The 24,963-nt window shown below is 49.8% G+C and carries 20 protein-coding genes and 4 pseudogenes; 8 read left to right on the top strand and 16 right to left on the bottom strand.

The features are described 5' to 3' along the window. Nucleotides 1-78: 78 nt before the first annotated feature. From IDH41_RS11180 to IDH41_RS11150, 7 genes are all read right to left on the bottom strand, one after another. Complete coding sequence (locus IDH41_RS11180; protein ID WP_190860987.1) at nt 79-954, bottom strand: carbohydrate ABC transporter permease; 876 nt, start codon at nt 952-954, stop codon at nt 79-81. A gap of 12 nt (nt 955-966) precedes the next feature. Next, entirely contained in the window at nt 967-1,938 is a 972-nt protein-coding gene (locus IDH41_RS11175; RefSeq protein WP_397327788.1) for an ABC transporter permease, read from the bottom strand. A gap of 170 nt (nt 1,939-2,108) precedes the next feature. Next, entirely contained in the window at nt 2,109-3,650 is a 1,542-nt protein-coding gene (locus tag IDH41_RS11170; RefSeq protein WP_190860985.1) for a response regulator transcription factor, read from the bottom strand. After that, nucleotides 3,647-5,452 (bottom strand): cache domain-containing sensor histidine kinase, encoded by a 1,806-nt coding sequence (locus IDH41_RS31930; protein WP_190860983.1) that lies wholly within the window; start codon nt 5,450-5,452, stop codon nt 3,647-3,649. Before IDH41_RS31930 ends, IDH41_RS11170 begins: the two co-directional genes overlap by 4 nt. 130 nt (nt 5,453-5,582) lie before the next feature. Beyond that, a complete protein-coding gene (locus IDH41_RS11160) occupies nt 5,583-6,383 on the bottom strand; it encodes a class I SAM-dependent methyltransferase (RefSeq protein ID WP_190860981.1) in 801 nt (266 codons plus the stop codon). A gap of 196 nt (nt 6,384-6,579) precedes the next feature. Next, nucleotides 6,580-6,795, bottom strand: coding sequence for a helix-turn-helix domain-containing protein (locus IDH41_RS11155; RefSeq protein ID WP_190860979.1), 216 nt, complete (start codon nt 6,793-6,795; stop codon nt 6,580-6,582). A 10-nt stretch (nt 6,796-6,805) separates the two neighbouring features. Next, nucleotides 6,806-7,282, bottom strand: a complete 477-nt coding sequence (locus tag IDH41_RS11150) for a DUF2975 domain-containing protein (RefSeq protein WP_190860977.1) — start codon at nt 7,280-7,282, stop codon at nt 6,806-6,808. Nucleotides 7,283-7,430: 148 nt separating this feature from the next. Here IDH41_RS11150 and IDH41_RS11145 point away from each other — a divergent pair, with 148 nt between their 5' ends. From IDH41_RS11145 to IDH41_RS11130, 4 genes are read left to right on the top strand one after another with little or no spacing between them, the layout of a single operon-like run. Further along, a complete protein-coding gene (locus tag IDH41_RS11145; RefSeq protein WP_190860975.1) occupies nt 7,431-8,000 on the top strand; it encodes a sigma-70 family RNA polymerase sigma factor in 570 nt (189 codons plus the stop codon). After that, on the top strand, nt 7,957-9,135 hold the full coding sequence (locus IDH41_RS11140; RefSeq protein WP_190860973.1) for a hypothetical protein: 1,179 nt from the start codon (nt 7,957-7,959) through the stop codon (nt 9,133-9,135). Before IDH41_RS11145 ends, IDH41_RS11140 begins: the two co-directional genes overlap by 44 nt. Then, nucleotides 9,132-10,112 carry an ABC transporter ATP-binding protein gene (locus IDH41_RS11135; RefSeq protein WP_190860971.1) on the top strand — a complete coding sequence of 327 codons (981 nt, stop codon included), beginning with the start codon at nt 9,132-9,134 and terminating at the stop codon, nt 10,110-10,112. Before IDH41_RS11140 ends, IDH41_RS11135 begins: the two co-directional genes overlap by 4 nt. Then, the gene (locus tag IDH41_RS11130) at nt 10,109-10,954 is read left to right on the top strand and encodes an ABC transporter permease subunit (RefSeq protein WP_190860969.1); all 846 of its coding nucleotides are present in this window, start codon (nt 10,109-10,111) and stop codon (nt 10,952-10,954) included. The genes IDH41_RS11135 and IDH41_RS11130 overlap by 4 nt, the downstream gene beginning before the upstream one ends. Nucleotides 10,955-11,012: 58 nt before the next feature. On the opposite strand, the gene IDH41_RS11125 is transcribed toward IDH41_RS11130, so the two are convergent. After that, the gene (locus IDH41_RS11125; protein ID WP_190860967.1) at nt 11,013-11,408 is read right to left on the bottom strand and encodes a phosphotransferase family protein; all 396 of its coding nucleotides are present in this window, start codon (nt 11,406-11,408) and stop codon (nt 11,013-11,015) included. 168 nt (nt 11,409-11,576) lie between these two features. On the opposite strand from IDH41_RS11125, the pseudogene IDH41_RS11120 reads away from it, so the two are divergent. Then, nucleotides 11,577-12,539: pseudogene (locus IDH41_RS11120) on the top strand (transposase); the annotation flags it as partial. A 467-nt stretch (nt 12,540-13,006) separates the two neighbouring features. Beyond that, nucleotides 13,007-13,549, top strand: coding sequence for a DnaJ family domain-containing protein (locus IDH41_RS11115; protein WP_190860965.1), 543 nt, complete (start codon nt 13,007-13,009; stop codon nt 13,547-13,549). Nucleotides 13,550-13,836: 287 nt separating this feature from the next. Here IDH41_RS11115 and IDH41_RS11110 read toward each other — a convergent pair whose 3' ends face one another. After that, a complete protein-coding gene (locus tag IDH41_RS11110) occupies nt 13,837-14,235 on the bottom strand; it encodes a nuclear transport factor 2 family protein (RefSeq protein WP_190860963.1) in 399 nt (132 codons plus the stop codon). Between the two features lie 77 nt (nt 14,236-14,312). Beyond that, a complete protein-coding gene (locus tag IDH41_RS11105; RefSeq protein WP_317890726.1) occupies nt 14,313-14,732 on the bottom strand; it encodes a DinB family protein in 420 nt (139 codons plus the stop codon). Nucleotides 14,733-14,976: 244 nt separating this feature from the next. Here IDH41_RS11105 and IDH41_RS11100 point away from each other — a divergent pair, with 244 nt between their 5' ends. Next, entirely contained in the window at nt 14,977-15,888 is a 912-nt protein-coding gene (locus IDH41_RS11100) for a LysR family transcriptional regulator (RefSeq protein WP_190860960.1), read from the top strand. A 155-nt stretch (nt 15,889-16,043) separates the two neighbouring features. Here the strand turns inward: IDH41_RS11100 and IDH41_RS11095 are convergent, their stop codons facing one another. From IDH41_RS11095 to IDH41_RS31295, 3 genes and pseudogenes are all read right to left on the bottom strand, one after another. After that, nucleotides 16,044-17,159 (bottom strand): hypothetical protein, encoded by a 1,116-nt coding sequence (locus tag IDH41_RS11095; protein ID WP_190860958.1) that lies wholly within the window; start codon nt 17,157-17,159, stop codon nt 16,044-16,046. Nucleotides 17,160-17,646: 487 nt separating this feature from the next. Beyond that, nucleotides 17,647-18,516 (bottom strand): transposase, encoded by an 870-nt coding sequence (locus IDH41_RS11090; RefSeq protein WP_223829648.1) that lies wholly within the window; start codon nt 18,514-18,516, stop codon nt 17,647-17,649. Nucleotides 18,517-18,594: 78 nt separating this feature from the next. After that, nucleotides 18,595-18,798: pseudogene (locus IDH41_RS31295) on the bottom strand (DUF3986 family protein); the annotation flags it as partial. A 53-nt stretch (nt 18,799-18,851) separates the two neighbouring features. Between IDH41_RS31295 and IDH41_RS11085 the strand changes: the two are divergent. Next, nucleotides 18,852-19,610 (top strand): annotated as a pseudogene (locus IDH41_RS11085) (IS110 family transposase); the annotation flags it as partial. A gap of 212 nt (nt 19,611-19,822) precedes the next feature. On the opposite strand, the gene IDH41_RS11080 reads toward IDH41_RS11085, so the two are convergent. The 3 genes and pseudogenes from IDH41_RS11080 to IDH41_RS11070 form a co-directional block, all read right to left on the bottom strand. Further along, nucleotides 19,823-23,977 (bottom strand): fibronectin type III domain-containing protein, encoded by a 4,155-nt coding sequence (locus IDH41_RS11080; protein ID WP_190860954.1) that lies wholly within the window; start codon nt 23,975-23,977, stop codon nt 19,823-19,825. Between the two features lie 373 nt (nt 23,978-24,350). After that, nucleotides 24,351-24,572, bottom strand: coding sequence for a helix-turn-helix domain-containing protein (locus IDH41_RS11075; RefSeq protein ID WP_190860952.1), 222 nt, complete (start codon nt 24,570-24,572; stop codon nt 24,351-24,353). 10 nt (nt 24,573-24,582) lie between these two features. Beyond that, a pseudogene (locus IDH41_RS11070) lies at nt 24,583-24,914 on the bottom strand (DUF2975 domain-containing protein). Nucleotides 24,915-24,963 lie beyond the last annotated feature (49 nt).

Here is a 24,963-nt window from a genome sequence, read left to right as displayed (position 1 = left end):
CCTGATTGAAATGCTTTTTATACTCCCAGACGATCCGCCATGGTCAAGCTATACCATCCCCCCCTTTACGAACTTTCCTCAGCCTTTGATCGAACCGATCAATACGCCCTTGACGAAATATTTCTGCAGGAACGGATACACGAGCAGCATCGGAATGACCATCACCATAACCCCTGCCGATTTGATCGATTGCGGCGTAATATTCTGAATGTCCTCCGGCTGAAAATCGCTCAACTCCTGCATGACCGACTGGCTTTGCACCATCTGCTGCACGAGGACGGACAAGTTGTACTTGTCCGACTCATTAATATAGATCAATACATTCATGAACGCATTCCAATACTGCACGCCGTAGAACAAGGACAGCGTGGCGAGCATCGGCAACGACAGCGGCAGTATAATGCGGGCCAAAATTTTTATTTCCCCGCATCCGTCAATGCGCGCCGCTTCCTGCAGTTCTTCCGGCAAATTTTCGAAGAAGCTCTTCATGACCAGCATATTGTAGGTGCTGATCAACCCGGGCAGCCACAGGGCGAAGTACGTATCGATCAAGCCCAGGCTCTTCACGACCAGATAGGTGGGAATCATCCCGGCTCCGAACAGCATCGTAAACACCATCAGCAGCGTAAACGACTTTCTGGCGTAAAAGTACTTGCGGGACAACGGATAAGCGGCGAGCGTGGTGAGCAGCATGCTCAGCACGACGCCGACAAGCGTGATGATCAGACTGTTCTTGAACGCGCCGAGTATATTCGTTCCTTGCAGCAAGGCGCCGTAAGCCTCCAGCGACCACCCTTTCGGCCAGATCGTGACAAGACCCGACATAATCGCGCTTGAATCGCTTAACGATAAAGCGGCAATATGAACAAGCGGGAACAAACAAGTGAGTGCGATAATCGTCAGAACGGTATAATTGACCGCGTAGAACACTTTGTCGCCATACGATGCTTTCATGCCATTCTCCCCCTAAAACAATCCTTGATCAAACTTGCGCGCCAGCCAGTTGGCCGACAATACGAGCACCAGTCCGACGAGCGCTTCGAATAATCCCATTGCCGCGCTTAAGCTGAACTGCGATCCCTTCAAGCCTACGCGATAAATGTAGGTGCTGATAACTTCGGAAATATTGGAGACGACCGGATTCTGCATCATGAACACCTGGTCGAAGCCGACCTCCATAATATTCCCTGTCGCCAGAATAAATAAGATGATGATCGTCGGACGAATGCCCGGGAGCGTAATATGCCAGATTTGCCTGAATTTATTGGCTCCGTCCATGCTTGCCGATTCGTAGAGACTCGGATTGATCATGGTGATCACCGCCAGGTAGATGATCGTCCCGAAGCCCATCTCCTTCCATATCCCGGAGCTGATGAAGATGGCGATCCAGGAGAAGGCCTTGTACAGGAACGGATAAGGCTCTCCCGTCCACTTCTCGATCCAGTGGTTGATAAATCCCGACTCCATCGAGAAGATCGTCAGGACGATGCCTCCGATAATGACCCAATTGAAAAAGTGAGGCAAATACACGATCGTCTGAACCGCCCGCTTGAATATCATCTTCCTCGCTTCGTTCAACAGGATGGCGAGAAGGATAGGCGCCGGAAATCCGAATATCAATTGTAGAATGCTCAGCAGCAAGGTGTTGCGAATGATTCCGACAGTCTGTGTTTGGCTGAATAACAGCTCGAAGTTGTGTAAGCCGACCCATGGACTGCCGAATATGCCGTCGAAAAAGTTGTAGTCCTTAAAGGCGATCACGTTCCCCAGAATCGGGGCGTATTTGAAGGTTGCATAAAAAATGATAACCGGCAAAAACATCAACAGCAGCGGTACGTTCTGCTTGAATCTTCTGGACCTTTGCAGCTGCCGCGCATGCTTGCCGCTTTGTATCTCGCCGATCGGGTTGGGCTGTGCAGGTTGCATGGTTGTATTCATTCCACCTCTCCACTGTGTCGAACACGGAATTCCCCGTGCTTCGCATAAGACGATAAGGCCATTGTATTCGTTTGCAATTCCAAATTCCTCGAAATATTATCGGTAGAACTTGAGAAATTACCGTTCTTGACGGAGAGATGGAAAAACCCGCCGGAAGCGGCGGGTCGGTCTTAACCTTTATGGTTCGATTGCTTGCGGTATTCCCTTGGCGATTGCTTCACGAATTGCTTGAACACCGTCGTAAAATAATTGGGGTCGTCGTATCCGACGGACTCGGCGATCTCGGAAATTTTCATCGTCGTATTGCAGAGCAATATTTTCGCTTTATCCATTCTGACGCTCGTCACATAGTTGACGAAGCTTTCTCCTTTTTCTTTTTTGAACATATTGCTGAAGTAATTGTGGCTCAGATGAACGACACCCGCTACTTCCGTCAGGCTGCAGTCCTCCATGTAATGATTTTCGATATAGCGAATCGCTTTGGCGATAATATTTTCGTTTTTATTTTGCAGCCAGCTCCCGAATTCCTTGTAGAACAGCTCCTCCTGTTTCCTCGTCCAATTCAGCACATCGCCCAAATCATCCATGGAACGCAGCTCGCCGATCGGATCGCCGATATCCAGGGCGGAACGATCCGCGGAAAATTCCTTCTGGATAATGACGAACAAGGAAAGAACCAACGTCAACGCTTCCAGCTTGGCCGCTTCAACGGACATCGCCTTCAAGCCCGCGATATAGTCGGCCACATAGCTTTTTACGAGATCGGATTGTCCCAGCATAATTTTCGACATAATCTCGTCTTGTACGGCCCTGATTTTATTCTGATTGACCGTTTGCAGCTCCAGTCCCGTTTCCGGCATAGCGTCCGCACGTATCTGTTCGCTGGCGATTTCTTCAAAGCAGGCTGGCAGCTGCGCCACATTCCGGATCGGCCCCGCCGGATGAATGACGATCGGAAGTCCGAGCACCTGGTCGAGCGCTTCCTTCAACGATCGTACGAAATCGGGTATCGACGAATGGGCGTCCAGGAAGACGGCATACACGTTGTGGACGACGGGCAGCAATGTACCTGCAAGCTTGAAGGCTTCCATTAGTTCCTCCACGACGTTGGTCAAAGCGAACTGCAATAAATGCAGATCGCTTTTTTTGTAGGTTTTCGTATCCGGGAAATAGGTCGTAACTTTTAACAGCAGCAATTCCTTTTGCACATACTTCCCCTCGATGTCTTCCAGCTTGCCCGGATCATAGGGCAGCCTCAGCATCTGGGAACGAATCGCATGCTCTTCGATCAATTGCTGCTCCAGCAGGTGAACTTCCCTGTTCTTGAGATCTTTCATAATCAATTGGCAGGCTTTATCGAGAACCTTGAGCAATTCCTGTTCGGGACAAGGCTTCAGCAGGAAATCCAGAACGCCGTACCGGATCGCGGCCTGCGCGTATTCCAGGTCTTTGTAGCCCGTAAGGATGACGACCTTCGTATCGGGAGACCTGTCATATATATGCTTGGCTATGCCAATTCCGTCCATATGCGGCATCCGAACGTCCGTCATCACCAGGTCTGGTCTTAGAGCCTGCAGCTGCCCAATCGCTTCAAGCCCGTTTCTGGCTTCCCCGACCACGCTCCAGTTCGGGGCATTTCGTTCGATTAATTTGGTTAGTCCTCTACGGATCGTAATTTCGTCATCCACGATCATCACGCTGCAGATTTTCATTCGGCTTCTCCTTTACTGTCATTCTGCACCTGATAGGGCAAGATCAGCTTCATCGTTGTCCCCGCTCCGCGTTCGCTGGACATCTCCAGTCCGTAGGGCTTTCCATATACGAGATCGATCCGTCGAATGACGCTTTTCACCCCAAGTCTCTCCCGCTTCCGCTCTTCCGTCGCGCTAGCGCTGCCTGCCGTCAATTGTTCCAGCATTTCCGAATGCACGCCGCATCCGTTGTCCGTTATTTCGATCCGCAGCTGATCGGAATGACGATAAGCGTGAATCTGGATAAGCTTGTCCGTTTCTTTATCGCGGAAGGCATGTACGAATACGTTCTCCACTAACGGTTGAAGCAGCAATCGAATGAGCAGGCAATGCTCCACCTCTTCGTCCATTCGAATGACGGCGTGCAAATCTTCCTTGAATCTGGCCTGCTGGATGTTCAAATAATTTTGAATTTGATGGATTTCATCCTTCAAGGTAATCATTTCGTTCACGGGCTCAAGCGCGGACCGGAGAATCTCCGATAACGAAACGACAAGCTTCGCGGTCTCCAAGTCATCCTTCAAATATAACTCCCAGTAGATCGTATCCAGCGTATTATACAAAAAATGAGGATTCAACTGCGCTTGCAACGCCTTCAGCTCCGCTTCCCGTTCATTCAGCTGCCGCTCATACACTTCCCGGATCAAAGAATTGATATGGGCCGCCATCGTATTGAAGCTTTGTCCGATTAACGCCAGTTCGTCTTTGGTTTGAATCTCAATGTGCGTATCGAAGTTTCCTTGCCGCAGCTGCTGCATTCCCTTCATAAGCAGCTTCAATGGCCGAAGCAATTGCTGGCCTGTTACGGTGACGAGTATCCCGGCCAAGACAATGCTCAAAATCGCCGAATAGACCGCTACCTCGAAGATCTTCTGGCTGTCCGCCTGCATGTCTTTCAAGGAAACGGAGCTTACCAGCGAGAAGTCGATTTCCTCGGACCTGCTTTTCGTTAACAGGTAAGGAACCTTGTTGACTGTCCGGATATCCGTCTGATGCAGAGCGAGCAGATCGGAAGGGGGAATGCGATAAGGGCTGGACTCATCCGTGTAGAGCAATTGATTTCTTTGATCGAATATATACACTCTTCCGGTTTCCCTCTCCGCAAGCGTTGTCAAAAACTTGGAGAACAACGTTTCGTCGAATATCATCACCATGACGCCGTAAGTGACCAGCTCGGGCGTCTTCATCAGACGGGATGCGACGATGACATCCTTGAACCCGCTTTGTTCGACGGAGCTTGGCAGCGTCACCCTGTCCCAGACGATTCCCCCTTCCGTCCCCTCCAAGTTGCTTGCGATTGACCGGTATTCTTCTTCTCCCAGAAGGTTAACGGAGAGGCTGTTGTTGATATAAAATCGATTCCCGTTCAAATCATACAAATATAACGATCGGAGCTGGGGCGCGTCCAGTTTGACCTTGTTCAGTAACTCGTCCAGTTCCTTGCGATCCAAATATTGCTGGTACTTCGTTCCGCCTTCCTCGCCGGACGAATTCATGATAATCTCTTCAACGTAAGGGTTGAATACGACATAATCCGATATGCGGTAAATGTCCTGAATGCGAAGCTCCAGCCTAAGCAAAGCCTGCTCATTCGCCTTGGCGAATTGCTTGCTTAATTCCGTCTCGAATATGTCAAGATGAATCCGGTAAGAAATATAACCGCTCAAGCAAAAAACGACCAAAATGACCGCAGATAAACTGGCGATCAGCTTTACTTTGAAGCTTCTGCGCGAACGAAAGCCTTTCGGCTGAGATCGGGCCACAGCCGCCACCTCCAACCATAGCTGGATTTTAGACCGCCATCTTGCGCTCTACTCGTCCCAGCATAGCAGAACCCGCCCCCGAATGTGAAGTCTCCGGTCCCCGACTCCAGACTCGCCGTGCATTCGAAAATTATGGAAGCATATTTTTTTTCGCTTTAGATTTTTTCGCAAGAAACAACACAACCGCTTGAGGTTTAAGCAGCCTTCCGCCGTCTTCTTCAATCGCTTCTTTGATCTCCCCAAACAATTCATATCGCACATGATCGGGAATCAATCGATGCCTGGAATTCGTGTTTAATAAAGAGATATACTCATCGGCTGTATAGGTGTGATTACAAATGTATCGCTTGACCTCTAAATCCGTAAACAACCCATCCTTTAGAGTTAAAGCCGCCCTTTCCTCCATCATTTGTTCCAGCGTCGGGTTTGTCGAATCGTCCAGTTGAGGCGCATATTTCTTGTAGCTTTCACGAATCCGGTTGGAGACCTCATCGAAGGAAGGAATATGAACGGTCCAAAACAAAGCGATGGCGCCATCGTCACCGAGCAAGTCCAATACTTTGCAATAGCCCGCTTCTTGCGGCTGAATAAAATGAAAAGCCGTACCGGATATGGCCAGCTTAAATTTCCTCTTTTCACTCGGCCACGTTTCAAAGGGGGAATGAATGATATTCACATTCGGACTATTTTTAAATTTTTCACGAGCCCGTTCCGCTAAATTTTGACCTAATTCAATGCAAGTCACATGATCATAGCCTAAATCAACAAAGCCTTTCGTAGCCTGGCCCGTGCCGCAGCCGATTTCAAGGATGGCATCGCCCGGTTTGATCGCCGTGAACGCTAGAATATCCGTAAATAATTGATCCGGATAGCTAGGCCTGTACTTGTCGTATTCCTTTGCAATTTCGTTAAACGTGTTTTTTCTCTCCATCTCAGGCAACCTCCCTATTGATAAAAAACAAAACTCCCGCCCCCAAAGGGACGAGAGTTAATACTCCGTGTTACCACCCAAATTCATCGATGCGCCGCATCTCTTTCTCATCACAGCTTTTCAGGAAAATATTGGTTTGAGGAGATGATAGCACGATTATTCGTTGGGAGCAACCGTTTTTCAAGTCGAACCCGTTTTAGGTACCTTCATGTATTTGATATTCCAAAATATCGCCGGGCTGACATTCCAAAGCCTTGCAAATCGCCTCCAAAGTGGATAATCGAATCGCCTTTGCCTTTCCGTTCTTCAATATGGAAAGATTGGCCATCGTGATGCCGACCCTCTCCGAAAGCTCGGTCACGCTCATTTTCCTCTTGGCCAGCATTACGTCAATATTGATGATGATCGCCATGTTCGTCACCTCAAACCGTTAAATCATTTTCCGATTTAATCGCGATCGCATCTTTCAGCAGCCTTTGAAGAACGGCAGCGAAGACCGCGATCACCATGGAGGCGAAAACAATGACCAGCCCGAGCGCCGCGAGACCCGGGGCGTCGTCTTCCTCCGACATGAGAACGAAGAAGGGCATGCATGCCGCATACAAAATACTGATCGCGATCGCGCAGTACTTAATCTTTTTCAAAGCCGTTACGGATAATTCGGAGAAAGCTTCGTTCTTGTCGATATAGGTTAAAAGTTTGAAAGCCTGATACAAGGCGATATAAAACGGTATCGCCGATCCATACATGCCGATTATAGCAGGATACAGCCAATAAGCCGAAAAAATTTGTGCCGCTTCTTGTGCCAGCCAAGGCAGCCAAAATAGACACAAAGCAAGAATCGGAATTCCGATCAGAATTACCGTTATCTTTAGAAAAAGCGTCGAGCCTCGTTCCACTCCGCGCACCTCAATTCGTTAGGGTCGACTTGAATTTATCACAAAATTTATCGTTTTACAATATATCTTTGTTGTAATATAATGCATTACACTGCTACAAAATCGATTCGGCATCCGTCTTATAAGCGAAAGGGGGGACGCCAGCAACATGGAGGAAGGCGCGCAAATACCCGATCTGTTCCAGCGCTTGTTCCGGGAGCATTACCCCGGGGTGGCGCGAAAGCTCTATGCCTTGACCGGCGATTACGCGGCGGCGGAGGATTTGGCACAAGAGGTATTCCTGCGTCTCTACCGCAGCCATCCGGAGAAGCTCGAGGCCATCGGCGCCTGGCTGCACCGGGTGCTGACCCGGGTAGGCTACGACTATTTGAGACAGCGGTCGTCGGGCAAGGCGTTATTGGAGAAGGAAACCGCCCGCGTGGCGGCTTGGTCGCAAGACGCCGCTCCTTCGGGAGAGACGGAGGCCATCCGCGAGTGGGAGAAAGACGTCGTCCGCAGGGTGCTGCAGAAGCTCTCGGACCGGGACCGGACCGCGCTTCTGCTTCGGGAGGAAGGGTACAGCTACGAGGAGATTGCCCTCCGGCTGGAGGTCAACCCGAAGATTGTCGGCACGCTGCTGGCCCGGGCGGAGGAACGGCTTAAGAAGAAATACGGGCAGGAGGAGGAGCGGTACGATGACGGACGAAGAGAAGCGGACCGGCGGCGAGCCGATATTTGATACCGGCCGGGCTTGGGACCGGTTCGAGAGATTGGCGGCCCGGGAACCGGTCCCGGCATTCTGGAGACGGGCGGATGAAGGTCGGCGCTCGAACAACGCTACAACGATAGAGGCAGCATGGGATGGGAATCCAAAAGATCATGAGAAGAATGGAGTGGTTGGAATGAAGCAGAAGACGGAACAACTCCGTACGGCACAAAGGTCCTCGGACATCATGGCGACGGAGGGGGTAGGCGCGGCAATGGCTGGCGGAAAATTCGGCGCCTGGCGGACGGAGAGACCGGCCGCGCGCAGACTTCGGAGGCTGACCGCCGGAGTTGCCGCAGCCGTCGTAGCCATCGGCCTCATCGCCACCCCTCTGGGGGATCGGGCGCTGGCCGCCATGCAGCATACGTTCCGCATTCAGCACATCGTCGGGGTCGGGATCTCGGCGGATGACATGGCGACCATCTCCGGCCTGCTGGACAGCGGCTCGCCCGAAGGAGACCGGAGCTTTAACCTGGCCCAATACGGCACGTTGACCCAATCGGGCGGCGGGGAAGCCCGAACCGTTACCTGGGAGGAAGCGGAAGAGAGAATGGGCGGCTCCCTGCTCAAGCCGGGGAACCCCGCCGAACCCTCATTCCAGCCGGCTACCACGCTAACCTTCCAGCTGAACGTGAAGGCGGTCAACCGGCTGCTCACCCGATTGGGCAGCAGCACCACCCTGCCTGTCGAGGCGGACGGCAACGCCATCCGCCTGCGCATTCCGAGCGGCGTCGCCGCAGAAGGCACCTTGTCGGGCAAGCCGGTGCGGCTGCTCCAATTCGGCACGCCGGAGCTGACGGTGGATGGCGGGATCGATCCGGCAACCGTCCGCGAGGCGGTACTGGGGCTGCCCGTGCTGCCGGATAATCTGCGGACCAAGCTGGCCGCCATCGGCGATTGGCAAAGCACCCTGCCGATTCCGTCCCGAGACGGCGTGACTACCAGCCTTCGGCTGGGCGGACACGATGCGGTCATGACCGTCGACGAAAGCCATCGCTATCTGCTCTGGCTCAATGGGGACCGGTTGAGCCTGCTAAGCGGCGCAACGAATGATTTCCCGGCGGAATCCGACTTCCGGCGGGCAGCCGAGGAGCTTATCCGGTCATGATGATGATCGATACGGCGGATTTGACCAAAACCTACAACGGCCGCGGCGGCTGCCGCGGCATCACCCTGCAGGTGCCGGAGGGCTGCATCTTCGGCCTGCTGGGACCGAACGGCGCCGGCAAAAGCACCTTCGTCAAAATGCTCGCCGGCCTCCACCGCCCCGATTCCGGGCGGGCCGCCGTACTGGGGCTGCCGCTGGGACGGCCGGACGCACGGCGCAAGCTCGGGTATTTGCCCGAGCTGTTCCGCTTTCAGGATTGGCTGACACCGGTCGAGGTGCTCCGCCTCCATGGCCGGCTGGGCGGGCTGCGCTCTCAGGAAACCCGGTCGCCCGCCTTCCGCGGCAGGGTTCGGGACACCTTGGAGCTGGTCGGCCTGTCCGAGGCCGCGAACCGCCGGGTCGGCGGCTTCTCCAAAGGGATGCAGCAGCGCCTCGGCCTGGCTGCCGCCCTGCTCCTGGATCCCGAGCTGATCATTCTCGACGAACCCGCCTCGGCGCTGGACCCGATCGGCCGCTACGAAATCCGCAGCCTGCTGAAGCGGCTCCGGAGCAAAGGCATGACGGTTTTTCTAAACACCCATCTTCTCGAGGACGTGGAGGAGCTGTGCGATGAAGCCGCCTTCCTCTACGGAGGCGAGCTGCTGGCGTCGGGCCCGCTGCACAAGCTGCTTAGCGGCACCGGAGATAGCGGGGACAACTGGCGCTTCCGGCTCGGCGGCTGGCTTCCGGAGACGCGGGCGGAGCTGAATGCCGAAGCCGGCGATGCCCTCTCCTCCCTGCTGCGCCTGGTCGAGGCCGACGAGAGCGGCAACGCCCTCCTGTCCGCCCGCGTCGCCGACCGGGAACAAGCCGGCTACCTGTGCGCCGCATTCATCCGGTGCGGCTTGACGTTATATGAATCCGGCCCCGAGCCGAACAGCCTCGAGGACTGGTTCCTCCGGATGGCCGGGTCCCGCCAAGGAGGCGATCCGCAATGACCATGTACATCTCCGCCACCTTCAAGGAGCTGACCCGCAAGCGAGTGTTCCTGGTTACGATCGTTCTGACCTTCGTCTTTCTGGTTCTGTTCGCTTTCGGAGTCAGGGAGATTGCCGGCATGAGCGAGCAGAACCCGGTCTCCCCCGCCGAACGGCTGCTGAACAGCATGGTGCTGACGGTGCTGGGGCTCTTTTTCGCGCAATTTCTGGCGTCCTTCTTCGTGCTCTTCTCGGCCATGGGGACCGTCACGGGCGAGGTGGAGAACGGTCTGCTGCTGGCCGTCGCCGCCCGCCCCATCCCGCGCTGGAAGCTCTATCTGGCCAAATGGCTGGGCCACGCCGTCTGGGTCTCCGTGTACAGCACCGTTCTGTTCGTCTCCGTGGTCTGGACGATCCACAGCCAAACCGGACTTCCCCTGCGGGCGGAAGAGCTGCTGCGAGGCTATGGGCTGTTCCTTTGGATGCCGCTCCTTCTCCTCACGCTGACCATGCTCGGTTCCGTCTATTTGCCGATGCTGGGGAACGGAATCTGCGCCGCCCTGCTGTACGGGTTTGCCCTCTTCAGCGGGTTGGTCGAAGGGGTAACGATCTATGAAGGGACCCACCCCGCAATTGAAAAATTCGTGTTTCTGACCGGGCTGATCATTCCTACGGACTCGGTCTACAAAAGAAGCCTCTACGAGCTTCTGGGGGGAGCGGATTGGGCCGGGCTGGCGATGTCCGACATGGGGCCTTTCTCCATGCCGAGCGTTTCTTCGAATGCCTACCTCGTTTACACGGTGGGATATGCGGCGGTTCTGCTCTTGCTGGGATGCCGGGCGTTCAGCCGGAAGGATCTATAAATAGCGGACAGCGGCAGCTCCGGACGAAATAACGTCCTGGACTGCCGCACAATCTCTTCTAATCCATTGTCATATCGACAACCTGTTTCGCGATCGCAGCATAGGATTCGATCTGGTCCGGACTTCGGTCGATAGCCCACCTGAGATTATCGAACGCTCTTAATAACAGCAAATGCCTCCTATCGGCAAGGTCATCTTCATGGATGCCGTACCCGTCTAGAAACGCTTTGAAATGTTCGCTATCCGGATCTCCGTCCAAGATATGGCACTGCAACACGTTAATGATATCTCCATTCACCGTGCTTACTGCCGCATTGCCCCAATCCAACAAGATGACTTGTCCTGTCTGATCGACGATCGTATTTATTCTACCACCTAGAGTCATTAGCACTTGGGCACCGAAATGTTCCAATACCTCTTCGCTCGGCAAGTTAATTTCACTATTCACAAACAATATTCATCCCCCTTCAAATACAAACCAACCAAGCCATATATGTGAGCATTTTGCATAAATCTGAAGCCTTACTACACAAAGGTTTTTGAGCATAAAAAAGGGACTTCACCCCGACTTGGAGAAGTTTTCAAGTGACCAAACCAGAAAACCCAAGGGAGGGAAGTCACTTTGTATATTCTCCAAGAAACTCTATTTTCCTTTGATGAGCTTCAAAAACTTGAATCAAAGGAACGATTACCTCTCTTTTTCAGCGCCCTTAGACTTACGACCCTATGTCTAAGGAATTGAGAAGTCATTCACCCCGAGGTGCCGACGGGCACTGCAGACAAGGGATTCTTCGTGCGCTGCTTGCTGCACCGCTTGAGAATATCGATACATTTACGGGTCTACATCGTCGTTTGGATGTCGACCTTCGCTTTCGTTATCAGTGTGGACTTCGATTGGACCGTGAAGCTCCTTCTATCGCGACATTAAGCCGCGTATTCGCTGAATTAACCAGCAAGGGGCTGGCTAAGCACCTGTTTAAAGATCTCGTCGCACAATGCAAGAAGGAAGGAATCATTGACGGAAGTCATGTTGCGATCGATAGTGCAGCGATTCATGCCTATGAGGTGAAGCAGCCGAAACGGAAAAGCGAGCTAACGGGCAATGCCAATTGGGGTGCGAAGTTCGACTCGTTTGGCAACAAGGTCAAGTGGTTTGGCTACAAGCTCCATCTTGCTGTTGACACCTCAAGCGAGCTGCCGATGGCGCTCTCCGTTACACCGGCTCATGTCAACGACGGCGATATGGCTCCGTCGCTCATGGGACAAGTGGCCGCGGGAACAAAAGTGAAGATCTTTATTCTTGATGCTGGCAGCGCGGAACGTAAAGGCTCAGGCGATTATTCCGATGAACCTCCGCAATGAAAAGGAACCGCCTGCGGGCATGACATCCAGTGGTACGCCTTGCTGCTCAATGGGTCTCCCTATGACCTATTGGGGAGTCGATGGTGATTACCTGAAATTCCGCTGTCCTCATGCCACAGGCAAGGTCGACTGTCCGCTCGGTATGGCAGCCTGTTCATCCTCCAACTACGGGATGGTCGTCAAAGTCGATACGAAAAGCGATTTACGGCGCTACTCGAGTCCACAGTCTGCCCATTTTTGTCATTGAAGTCAGCAAGGCAGAAAAATCTGTTCAACTAAGCCTGGGATTCTACGACGTAATTCTCAAAAATGGAATTATGCAAAATGCTCATGTAAAAAACTTGCGTCATTTATGAAGATAAGGTTCACTTTATCACTGTTCAACTATCCTGCCAGTTACTTCAAACGATCAGAAGCAGGTCGCCGCGGCGCCTGCTCCAGTCATAATCATTTCACTATCGTCTCCGATAGTTCAATCATAATAGCTTCTAAATTACACCCATTAGTAAACACATTCCGTACAACATTAGTAGACTTCCAAGTCTATCATGAGGAAAATAAAGCAGGGAGTCAAACCCATTTGTTCTTAATCTCTGGCACTATGAATTAACAGAATAGTCATATAACTTCGCGACAGCTTCAGCATTTTCAAGTATGATAATCTCATCACGGGATGTGGAGGGGAATAGAATGTTTCTTTGGTTCAAAAAGAAGAACAATCATTTTTCTGCAAACAATGAAGATCATGATACTTCGATAATTGAAGTGGATAAGACTCATCCTCAACCTTCTGATGTAATAGCTGAAACTGACTCCTCGCTGGAATCGGACGCCGGTGAGTCTGCGGTTCATCAAAATCAATATTGGAATACGAATGTATCGCAAAGCCATTGGCTCGATGAAATGTACAAGGAGCAGCAGAAAAAGGGCGCATTCGATCATCTTCCTGGCAAAGGAAAGCCGTTGAATCTCGATTCTGGCGATGTTTTCACCAGCATACTCAAAAATGCTAACGTGCTGCCAGATTGGTTACAGCTGCAGCAAGAAATAAGAGAGCAAATCCGCAAGCTGCTAACCTCTCCCCCTGATAACAGCGATAATAAATGGGACCAGGAAATAGCCGAAATCAATATAAAAATAAAGAAATACAATACGATGGTCCCGACAGCCATTTTGCAAAAAAGACAGGTCGCAAGAGACACGATACAGGAACAATATCAGCAATGGCTTTAGAGGGTTGACCGTATTCCGCTTTGTCCGCGAATTATAATCTGATGTCATCAGCCTTGAACGAATAAGGCTGCCATCGATGGCAGCCTATGTTACTACTAATCTGCCCTTTAGCTTAATGAAGAAAAAGAGCAGTTGCCATTGCAAACTACTCCTACTGTCGTTCAACTGCCCGATAGCTCAGCGGCAGCCAGAACAAAAAGCTAAGCGATGGATCGGTGCCATCGCTTAGCTCTTGTACCCGTTAGTGCGACATGGCGGTCGTACAAATGCGGAATTCTCGTGGTGCATCAATCCTCTCTATAAGCGGCTTCCAAGGCACCTGTATCTTCAAAGCCCCGGAAATACTTAATCTTGCCGTCTTTCACTTCGCAAACCACCGCCCAATGGCTTTCAAACATTTTGCCGGTAGGCCGAATCCGATGCTTGAATCTTCCCCAAGCTAAAGCAGTGGTTTCATCAGCAAGTATCTTGCGGATCTCGAATTCTTGGGTATCAAGATCTTTCTGGAACTTGGACAATAGCGTCCTTACGCCTTCTATCCCATAATAGGTTCCATAGAAGTAATGTCTGTCCGTCTCCTTCTCGAATGCCGCGATAAACTTGGCATCATGATGTACATAACTAAGGGCTTTGTCGATATCCACCAAATTGTGGAAGTATTGAAGTAACACTTGATCCGGTTTCATCTAGCACTGATCTCCTTTTTTAGAGATGGAACATCGGGCGGCGGATCAGATCCACCTGCTATTCGTATTGCCACATCTTATTGCATGGCTTTAAGCTGGCTCGAAATGATGCCAAGGTGTATGGCTTCGTGCATCAGAGCGAAATTGAACAACTCGCCGGAGGTAATGAATTGGAACGGGCCCATGATGTATGGCGATTGCAGCTTCATGTCCAGCATTTCGGGCGTCAGTTCGGAGAGACGGGAAAGCTGCGCCATTAATAGTTCGGTCAGTTCCTCCTTCGAGGGCGGAGTAATCGTCCATTCCGAAGGTTTCGTTCCGGAGCCGAACAACGATTCATAATGAGGCGGAATTGCAGACGGGAGTCCGAAGGATAAAGTGGAGTATTTATCCATCCAATAAACCATATGACCGACATTCCAACGAATCGTGTTATTGAAGCCTTTCGCTTGAATATCGAATTGATCCTCCGAAACGCCTTGAAGCTGCCCGATCACGATCTGATGCAGAACTTTTCCGCTTGTAATAATCGAATAGCCATGGTTAAAACGCCTCCCGTTTAAATTGTTGTAAGCGTATCGCTTTCACATCCAAAGTGTACTCCTCTCTCCACAAAGCAACAATCACGAGATTCCGATTCAATTGATCGGTTTCAGTAATGATTGAATAAAGGATTGGGATAAATTGGATTTTCATTTATAATGATGAATGGAGACCGCTTATTAAAAGGGGGAACGAGGAGTGGAGTTCAGGCAACTTGAGTATTTTGCCGCCGTTTGTAAGGAAATGCATTTCTCAAGAGCGGCCGAGAACCTGTGCACGACACAGTCGAATCTGAGTCAGCAGATCAAGTTTTTGGAAAACGAGCTTGGGATGCCGCTGTTCGATCGCATTGGCAAACGGATTGCATTGACGGAGGCGGGTAAGATCTTGCTGGATCAATGTCATATCATCTTCGAACGCATCGACTATATTAAGGGAGCGATTACGGATCTGAAGCGTATGGAAGGCGGCAGGCTGGACATCGGGATTCTTCCTGGAGATGGGGATTTGCTGTTCGATACACTGTTGATCAATTTCCACCGTACATATCCCAAGCTTTCCATACGCGTTACGGAGACCGTGGATGTGTATGAACAGGTTGTTGACGGCACAAGAGATCTTGGCGTTACTATTGTGCCTGCGAATCCGGATGATCGCATCTCGATCATTCCTTTGTTCCACGAGGAGTTTGCATTGGCCATCCATTCGGATCACCCCTTTGCTAAGTCAAAGGCGATCCTCTTCGAACAATTACAGCAGCTTAAGATGGTCATGTTCGGTCCGGAGCATCAGATTACGAAGGTCATTCATTCTTGCTGTCAAGAAAAGGGGATAGAATTAGACAATTCAATCGTAACCTCCACGTTATCGACGCTTTTGTCCTTAGTCGAACAAGGGATAGGAGCGGCAATTCTTCCGCGGCTGCTGCTAGATTACCTCAAAGGCGATAACATCTCAGCCGTAACGCTGCTCAATCCAACGCCAAGCCAGGATATTTGCATCCTATATCGAACGGATAAATTTATGGGGCAAGCTGCAAAAATTTTTATAGACGAGTTGCAGTCTTTCGTTCAAAGTGTAATGGAGCTTTCCACTCGGTCGTTGGGGTAAAATAAGGCGCTGGGTAGGCCCTCACAAAAATAGCCGGCAGCGTGAAATTGGCAGCCGATCAATTATGATCGACTGCCGTCGTTTCTTTATTCAGCTATCGTTCTCCGTTAGCGGAACATCTATGTAACATAACACACCGTTTGATCGCAATGTAATCAAACTCTGTTTATGTAAAATGATTCGAAATCAGCAACAGAGTCGAACTGGTTCAAAGATACACCTTCTGTTCTTAGGTGATTCTCTAACTTTTCTATAAGCTGCAGAACGGCTAATCGTAACGGTTCAAAATCTGTTGGATCCAACAGCGCGACAAGATCTGGATACCCATAACGAACGTAAAACTCTCGATGCTCACCAAAATCAACAATACCAGGCCAACGTCCTTTTTCTGCAGCGTACAAAATTCGAGCTAACCCGTCTTGTACACCAGTAGCAACGAAGAAAGCTGTTTCGTAATGTCCTTTTTCGCACGCGGTTAACAGTTTGTTCATCATCCCCTTTTCCTCTTCGTAGTACCCCTTCAATCGCTCTTTATAAGAGCGATTCTCTTCTTGGCTGTTTTGTCGTTCCGATATAAGGCAAAGTGTATCTGCAGTCAGTTTCTCACACGCTGACATAATTTCATCTGGAATAAGGCTGAACATAATGGTATCGAGGTATTGATCCAGTTGGTCCGGCTTAATAGGGAGATTTCTGACTTGCTCGCGATAGTGGCCCCACATGCGCTTATAGTAGATTTGGTTCAAGAATCCAAGAGACTTAAAAATGTTTACCGTAATCTCTTGAGCCTGGGTTCGAAAATAGGACAGATCATTGGTGTTTTCGGTAAGCTGCATTTTAGCCATGCTGATAAGGCAATCCTTTAATACTGATTCGGCTTTGCTGATCAAATCAGGTGCTTTGGATTCACTGCCCATGTTGGTTATTGTCTTACGAAGTTCCATGAACCTCGCAAGATCATCTTCTGATCGGACATATAATAGCTCACAGTCTGCTATAATCGTCGTGCTCCACTCCTCAGATGTTGCCATTCTCTCAGCACGATCCCATCCGATTGGCCAGAAATCAAAACTTATACCGTCGATTATAAATTGGCATTCTACTTGTCTTCCTCTGGCCGTGCCCGGAATGAAGAAGAAATCCAAATCCGATCGTTCATTCGCTCGCCCCTGCAAATATGATCCGTAATATCCGACAATAGCAACATCTTGGGGGTAATGAGTCTTAATATGTTTGACAATAATGTCAGCTACAGCAAAAACATCAACCATCAGATAACCTCCTTTTTGTACTTCAAGTTTAGGTTGTTATCCCGTTGAAGTAAAAAGAAAAGATAATTAAAATCAAACTACCCCTGGATGTTTACCACTACGTTGAACTCCCTCTATGGAGAATAGTTTTCCTCTTAAATACGCTTGTTTTCTTAGGTTTTGAACGTTTTTCTTTCGTACGAAACAACAACTGAATGGAACAAGGTTGTAGAAGATGCAGAATATGGGGCGGGAAAAGTAAAAAAAGCATATCCAACCAGACCACTCGTTTAAAAAAGTGGACTTTCTGGAGATTTATGGTCGCACCTTAGGATCTCCACATCGCCTCATGGAGGTCAACCCTCCCATGTCTGACAGAGTCTTCGCTCCCACATTCCTTCATTCAACCTGTCCATGAGGTGGAGGTCGGATATGCTGCCCGACAGGATCTTCGTCCGTATGATAGTGTTATTCCGACTCATCCGTGCTTCAATTGTCTGTACCTTAGTTATTTACGTTCGTCTTTTATGAAAAAGCATGAATTTAAGCTGCCCCACGAAACTTCCGTGAACCGAGGAATATCCTGCAACATCTTTTCTTCACTGTACCGATGACCTTTTTTCAGGACACCAAAGAGAATTCGAACCAGCTTACCGCAAAGCGCAATGAGTGACTGCATCTTTTTCAACGGATTATCTGGCCGTTTGGTGTAGTGCTCATGCAACGCCTTAAACGCTCGGTTCTTGGCCACCAATGGCATCATAACGCGAAATAGCAGCGCTCGTAACCGCTTACGCCCTCGCTTCGTGATCTTCGTTTGTCCCTTGTGTTTACCGGACGTGTTTTCTTTTAGGTTCAAGCCTGCGAGCTTAATGATCTGTTTTGGATGCCGGTAATGTTCAATGTCGCCAATTTCAGCGAGGAAACCGGCTATACTGTCCCGGCCAATTCCTTTAATGGCCAGTAGTTGCTTCACCTGCGGGATTTGCCCCAAAAGCTCATCCAGCCTTGCCTCAAGCTCTTCAAACTTACACTCAAGCTCATCCAACTCTTTGCTTTTCTTCACGTGGAGCGGATTAACCACAGTGCACGTAACGCGCTGTTCTCTTAGAAAATGGGCCAGGTTCAGCCAGAAGTGACCGGTCGGTTCCATGCCAACGACGGTGTCCTGGAACCCTTGCTCCGTCGCAATCTTTCTGAACCAGCTAACGAACATTGCAAAGCCTTCACGATTGTTCTCAAACGTAATGGGCCTCCCGAACTCGACTCCGCGGTAGTCTTGTACTCGAGCGACGTGTTTAAATTTAGCGATGTCTACGCCGACAATTAAGGTAGAAGAAGTGATTTGATTAATGCGTTCATTTTGAGTAGAATTCATCTTGTAGTCTCCTTGGTTTGTATTTGGATCCGGTCGCTGGCCAGCATCTGGGACCCATATACATCTTACCCATTCATTAAATTTCCCTTCTGCTTCTTCGTAATCACACGCTTTAAAAATAACAATACCAAACAATTCATGTCTTTGCTGATTCTCTTTAAACAAGCCTTTATCATCACTATCATCGAAGTAAAAAACCAATTCGTCATCTTCAAAAAAACCAACAGCTTCTATATCATTATCATTCCTGTAATAACCTAAGTGGACATGACTCAATTCCATAACTTTTACTCCTTCACTTCTCAGTATCCTGCCCGATCGTATTATGAGGTCACCAAGCGAAACTGCAATTCCAAGCTATTCTCGATCAGGTATTTCCCGAATATCTCGGCGTGTTTGGTGACCTGTATTCAAAGGTTTCCCTTAGACTGCTGGCTAAGTACTCAACATCCAAAGATGTGCTAGAAATGACCGAAAACGAAATTACAACAGCAATCCAAAGCCTTATTGGACGCGGCCGATCCGCTTTATGGTGTCTGGAACATGCTCAAATTCTAATGGCTGCAGCAAGGCGAAACCCATTCAAAGAGACGGCTTTTCCAAGCCATCTGATTTCCATGCAGCTGCTCATTAAATTGCTTCTTCAATACCGGGAACATTTAACAGACCTCGAAAAATCGGTAGATGCCCTGGCTGAAGAATTGCTCGAATATGATTTAATCCAATCGATTCCCGGCATTGGTACTAAGATTGCTGCAACAATCTTAGCAGAGATCGGAGAGATCGATCGGTTCGAACACGCCAAGAAGCTGGTGGCTTTCGCCGGTGTCGATCCAAGTGTTTTTTCTTCAGGCAAATTTGTAGCAACCCAAAATAGAATCACGAAACATGGCTCAAGGAGGCTTCGTACAGTTCTATTTCAAGCTGTGCGATGTGGCATTCGTAGCAATCGGAACAAAAAATTAAGAGCATTCTACCATAAAAAACGAGCTGAGGGAAAACTGTTTAGAGTAGCCATAATCGCTTGTGTAAAAAAACTCATCCACTGGATCTTTGCCATTTTGACCAAGAAAGAATCGTTCCGTCTAGACTAAGTAGCAGGCTATAGAAATGCATGATGAATATGCCATTAATAATTAAATATTGACAAGCTATTAGCTGGAATAGCTCAATAAATGGTACAAATATAAGAACAACGCTTTAACCATCACGATACCTCTTTGATCATCAGTTATTGTACCTTCATTTGACCACAGGAAAAGAACCGTTCCGCGCCAGCGCGCGGAACGGTCCTTCTTACCGGTCGTCACTTCTTTTCCGTCTTTGCATGGGTTTCCTTGGACATGGCGGATTCGCCGCTTTGGTTCACCGCAGTTACTTTGTAATAATATTTCGTTCCCGCCGACAGGTCCGGATCGGTGAACGAATTCGTCGTGATCCATTCTTGATTGATCTTCACGTAATTGCTTTCACCCTTGAGAGACCGGTACACGTTGTAGCCGGTTGCGCCTGAAACCGCCGTCCAACTGACTTCGATCGCAGCCGGACCGGCCTTCTTCGCGGAAACCTTCGACGGAACCGCTGGTACCGCTACCGGCGTGGCCTTCGCCTCCGCCACCGCGCCGCTGCCCGCGCTGTTGACTGCTCTCACCGTGAATGTGTACGCCGTACCGTTCGTCAGTCCATTGAAGGTGTGAGTTGTGTCGGTATCCGCATCGATCCATGTCGCTCCGTTATCCTGTGATACCTCATACATGATAATCTCCGCGCCGCCGTCGCTGGCCGGGGCATTCCAGTTCAACGTTACCAGCCCATCACCCGGCGTCGCCGTAACGTTCATCGGCGTGCCTGGAACGATTGCCTCCACCGTCAGCGTGAACGTCAGCGTCGCATTAGGCAATATGCCGTTAGACGCCATAATGGTGAACGAATAAATACCGACCGTTAGGGTGTCCGCAATCGTGATCAACCCTGTTCTGCCGTTGATCGTTACGCTGTCCGGCGCTCCGTCCAGCCTATAGCTGAGTGGAGTCGTGCCTGTCGCCTCAACCTGGAATGTGCCGCCTTCGCCGCTCGCCACGCTGCTGCTGCCCGCCGATGTGATGCTTGGAGCCGCGCTGCCATTCAATGCGACATCCTCGAAATTGTACATAAAAATAAGTCTCTCGTTCGTTGAGATGTCCGGTATATCTGCGATTTGCGACAGTTTCTTCGTTCCCAGCCGGAGTGTTAATACGGCACTGCTTCCTGATCCAGCCGCGTATTGATATACGATCCGATTATCATACTTGGGAGAAACCAGGAAGAAGGGGCCGACCCCGCTGGAGCGCAAAATAAACTTTTCATTCTCGCCTATCGCTGTGGCGTCGGCTTTAATAATATTTAGACCGTTTACCGTATCATCCTTAACCGATAAATAGGTATTCGACTTAACCAGCCGAATCGAAAAGGTGCCGTCATCGTTAGCGACCATTTGATAGAAGGGCGCGTCCATCTTCATGACGCTGGTAACAAGCTCGCCGTTTTCATTGATATTGTAGTAAGAGTTCAATGTCTCGGCGACCCTTTGACCGTCCACGATACTCCAATTCCTCTGATATAGAGGCTCCCATCTCGTCCGCATCTGAAAATACGGCCCGCTTGCATGCAGCGGCTCGCCATTATAGTACGTCAGGGTGCCAAAGTTCAAATTATCAAAATGCACCATTGCCTGCGGGCGCGAACCCGCCGCCGCCCTCGTCGTCCATGTCATATCGACGCCGCCTGCCTTGGTATAGAGGGCAAGCGCTTGCTCAAAAACAGGCCTGAGCTCGCCTCTGTTAAGCCCGTTATTCTCCCTGTCAAACCCGGCTCCATAATATCCTCTGCTGGTATCGCCAAAAACATTCGGCATCGCAACGAAAGGTACATCCTCACCGTAAAGCTCCTTCGAATACAGGTTGTATTTCGCCGAATATTCGAAAGCTTTGGCCAGCCTGTTATCGTACAGGGAATACAAATCCACATCTTGATTGTAAGCGATCAGGCATATCTCGGCCATATATCCGATACCCAACATGGCATGGGCCTGATCACGGCCGGTTTCCATCGTCTGGCCTGAATCGTTCACATAGGCGAAGATAGAACCGTTCACATGAATGTCCTGATAGAAGGCCGTCGCGCGATCAAAGATTTCCGAATTATCGCAAAGAACGCCAATAGACATCATGCTGACGATGGCCGCCACGTCCCAGTTGCCGTTGGCGAGCATGGGAGCGGCTGCATCCTGGATAACCGGATATACCACGTTGATCATCATATCCTGGAGCGCTTTGAAGTCAGCGTCGCTGTATCCGCTGTATCCCCCGTTGTAATACCTTATGATTTCCGCCGCGCTGGCGTATTTGTAAGCATTGATTCCTGCGCCTAGTATTCTGTCCCTGCCGTCAATCACTTTCAAGGCCTTCGCCCATTTACCGAGGATGTCGACGGCTTTATCCGCATATTTATTGTCCCCCGTGATCACCCACTGCAGGGCGTTGAAGTAAGCCGCATTGCCGCCCTTCTCAAAATAGCCGATATTGGCGGAATCCGACGGAGCACCTCCGCGTCCGACATTCGAAAAAACAGTGGTTTCGTAATCGAAGCTGGATAAATTGTACGAAACACTGTTCAACAGTCTCTGGTAATCGGAGTACCAGGGCTCAGCCTCTTCCTGAACACGAAGCTTCATTCTATTCAGGTCTTCCGCGGCAAGCAAAATACCCGGATGGCTGAAGATTCGGACCTTCACGTCCGTGGTCGCTTGATATCCGTTTCCGTTATATTCAACGGTATACCCGTGGTCGCCGGCGCTCAAGTCCGAAAGCGTCACGTGCATCAAGCCGTCGGCAAAAACAACGTTTGCTGCGTCCGTCCCAACGACACGGTAACTTGCAGGGTCCGTATCGCCGTTCACGGGACGCCAGAACAAATCGGCGTCGTCTCCGGATACCTTTTGGCTTACCTCCAGCTGATCCCTGCCCGTTACCTCTTCAAAATAAAATCTGTATTCGATATTCTGAGCGGCCGTTCCGGTGCTCTGCATGGAGTCGTCGGTCATTGTGACATTAAAACGATTGAAGCCCGCATCGTCTCTCATCGTGGATAAATGCGACCAGATACGGTAATAACCCGATTCTACGTAACGATCTACATAAAACCGCTCGTTCCAGTTCGGGATGCTTGCCGACGCCTTGACCTCGAACGTCCTTTCGGTGCTGGTGCCGCTTTGGGCGCCGCTCAGGATATTGAAGTAACGATGCTCATTGTTCAGGAACTCTTCAGCCGTAAAATAATTTTGGATGGTAAGATATTTGCCATTGTCCAGCGATTTGATGGAATAAGCCGTCCTGGTCGCTCCAACCTCCGGCTCCTCTTTGTCCACGGTGGCGAAATAGTCAAGGACATACAGCGCGAACGCGGAAGCCTCGGCGGCATTTGCCGTAAGCGACAGTTTCTCCGTGACGGGATCAACCTTTACATATTTGCCATCCCCATTTTTCATTTTAAAAATCATGGACGCGCTCTTGCTGTTGTTAAAGTAATTTCCCATGTTCGGACCCGTAATCTTGGAAGGAAGCTCCGCATCCTTAAGGTTGTTCATTGCCGTTTGCAGCAACAAGAGCGCTTGGTTAACCTCGTCTTGCGTCGCACTGCCAGCACTTGCTTCTTGTGCATTATTAAGGGCTTCTGCAAATACCGCCCAGCTTGCCGCTGTGTAATCGGCTTCCATTAACTGATCCGCTTCGGCAATCAGCGCGTTGAGCGCCGTTCTATCGATCGCGTCGTCCACAATAGGATTCCCCAGCGTGACGGCCAAGAATGGTCCGGGCTGTCCCGATGTATTCCTTGAGGAATACATCTCGCTGGCGCTTACCGCGCTATCGTCCACTTTCGTTGTCGTAAGGTGTATACTGACTACTTTTCTTCCATTATTTAACGCGGATCGGAAGATCGTGGACAAATCAACGGAAAGGTTTTGTTCACCGTTTGACGTAACGTTTTGGGTTACAACCGGCGATCCGGCAATATCGTTAGGGCGAGTATTATAGGTAAGATTGTTAACCGTCCACGCGAGGCCAGAGCTTCGCAAGGTCGGTTCGCTTTCCGTAAAGACCAACTCGTTGGCCGCATGCGTTTTTCTGAAGCTCAAAATCACTTGCATCTCGTCTACATTATATTTTTCCGTATCGATGGAGGATAAATCAAACTTGAGATACGTATGCCGGAATTTCCCGTAGATTAATTTATTGGCGTTTAAAGCAATCCCCAAGCTGTCTCCCTGCGTTCCGAAATTAGACACAAACGCGTCTTGCACCACCGGGAAGGATACTGTCTCACCGGCGGCCGCAGCTTTAGCTGTTGATCCCATGAATAGAGTATTACCTATTAATAGTACACATAACAGTAACGACAATCCCTGTTTCATATGCTTTTGCATGATCGAACACCTCGTATCATCATATTGGAAGCTAGATCTTGATCCGACAATTAGCACAACTGCAGTCGACCGAGCGCGGCCGATGCAACCCCCTCCTCACAGCTTAAGTATGCGCTTACAAGGTTAATTGTGATTTATTATATAACACGGACAGTTTTGAATGGATGCGCCTTTTTTAAGTTCCATCTGCTGTTTTTTAAGTTATTGTTCAAATACTGATATGCTGCGAGAAACTACCTGACATTTCTTCAATGCGAAAAGGAGCAGCAGCCGCACGCGGCTTCTGCTCCTTGATTGGATTGGTCTTGATTGGCTGCCGTCTTGTCTTTATTAATTATCGTAACCGTTCGTTCAATACGGTCGATTGCTCATTTCATCCTTGCGTGTTTTCGTCCATTTTATATTCCAAAATATCTCCGGGCTGGCATTCTAAAGCCTTGCAAATCGCCTCTAAAGTGGCTAATCGAATCGCTTTTGCCTTTCCATTTTTCAATATAGAGAGATTGGCTATCGTGATTCCGACTCTCTCCGCAAGCTCGGTAACGCTCATCTTCCTTTTAGCCAGCATCACGTCAATATTGATTATAATCGCCATGTTATGCACCTCAGATCGTCAAATCATTTTCTGATTTTATATCGATGGCATTTTTCAAAAGCTTTTGAAGAACGGCTCGCATGCCGCATATAAAACACTGATTGTGAGTGCACAGAATTTGATATTCTTTAGAGCTTTAACTGACAACTCCGAGAACGCATTGTTCTTGTCAATATAGCTTAAAAGCTTGAAAGCCTGATACAATGCAGCGAAATACGGTATCGCCGATGCGTACATGCCTATTATAACGGGATATACCCAGTATGCCGGATAATGTTCTGCTCCTTCTTTTGCGATCGAAGGCAGACCCCATATGCACAAGGCAAGAACCGGAATTCCCATCAGCAACAGATCCTCGTTCCTTCACAACATGCACCTCACTTCATTTTTG

Source organism: Paenibacillus arenilitoris (genome assembly GCF_014705655.1).
Classification (GTDB): domain Bacteria; phylum Bacillota; class Bacilli; order Paenibacillales; family Paenibacillaceae; genus Pristimantibacillus; species Pristimantibacillus arenilitoris.
The sequence above is the reverse complement of the archived record's forward strand: the minus strand, read 5'-3'. Positions and strand labels throughout refer to the sequence as shown.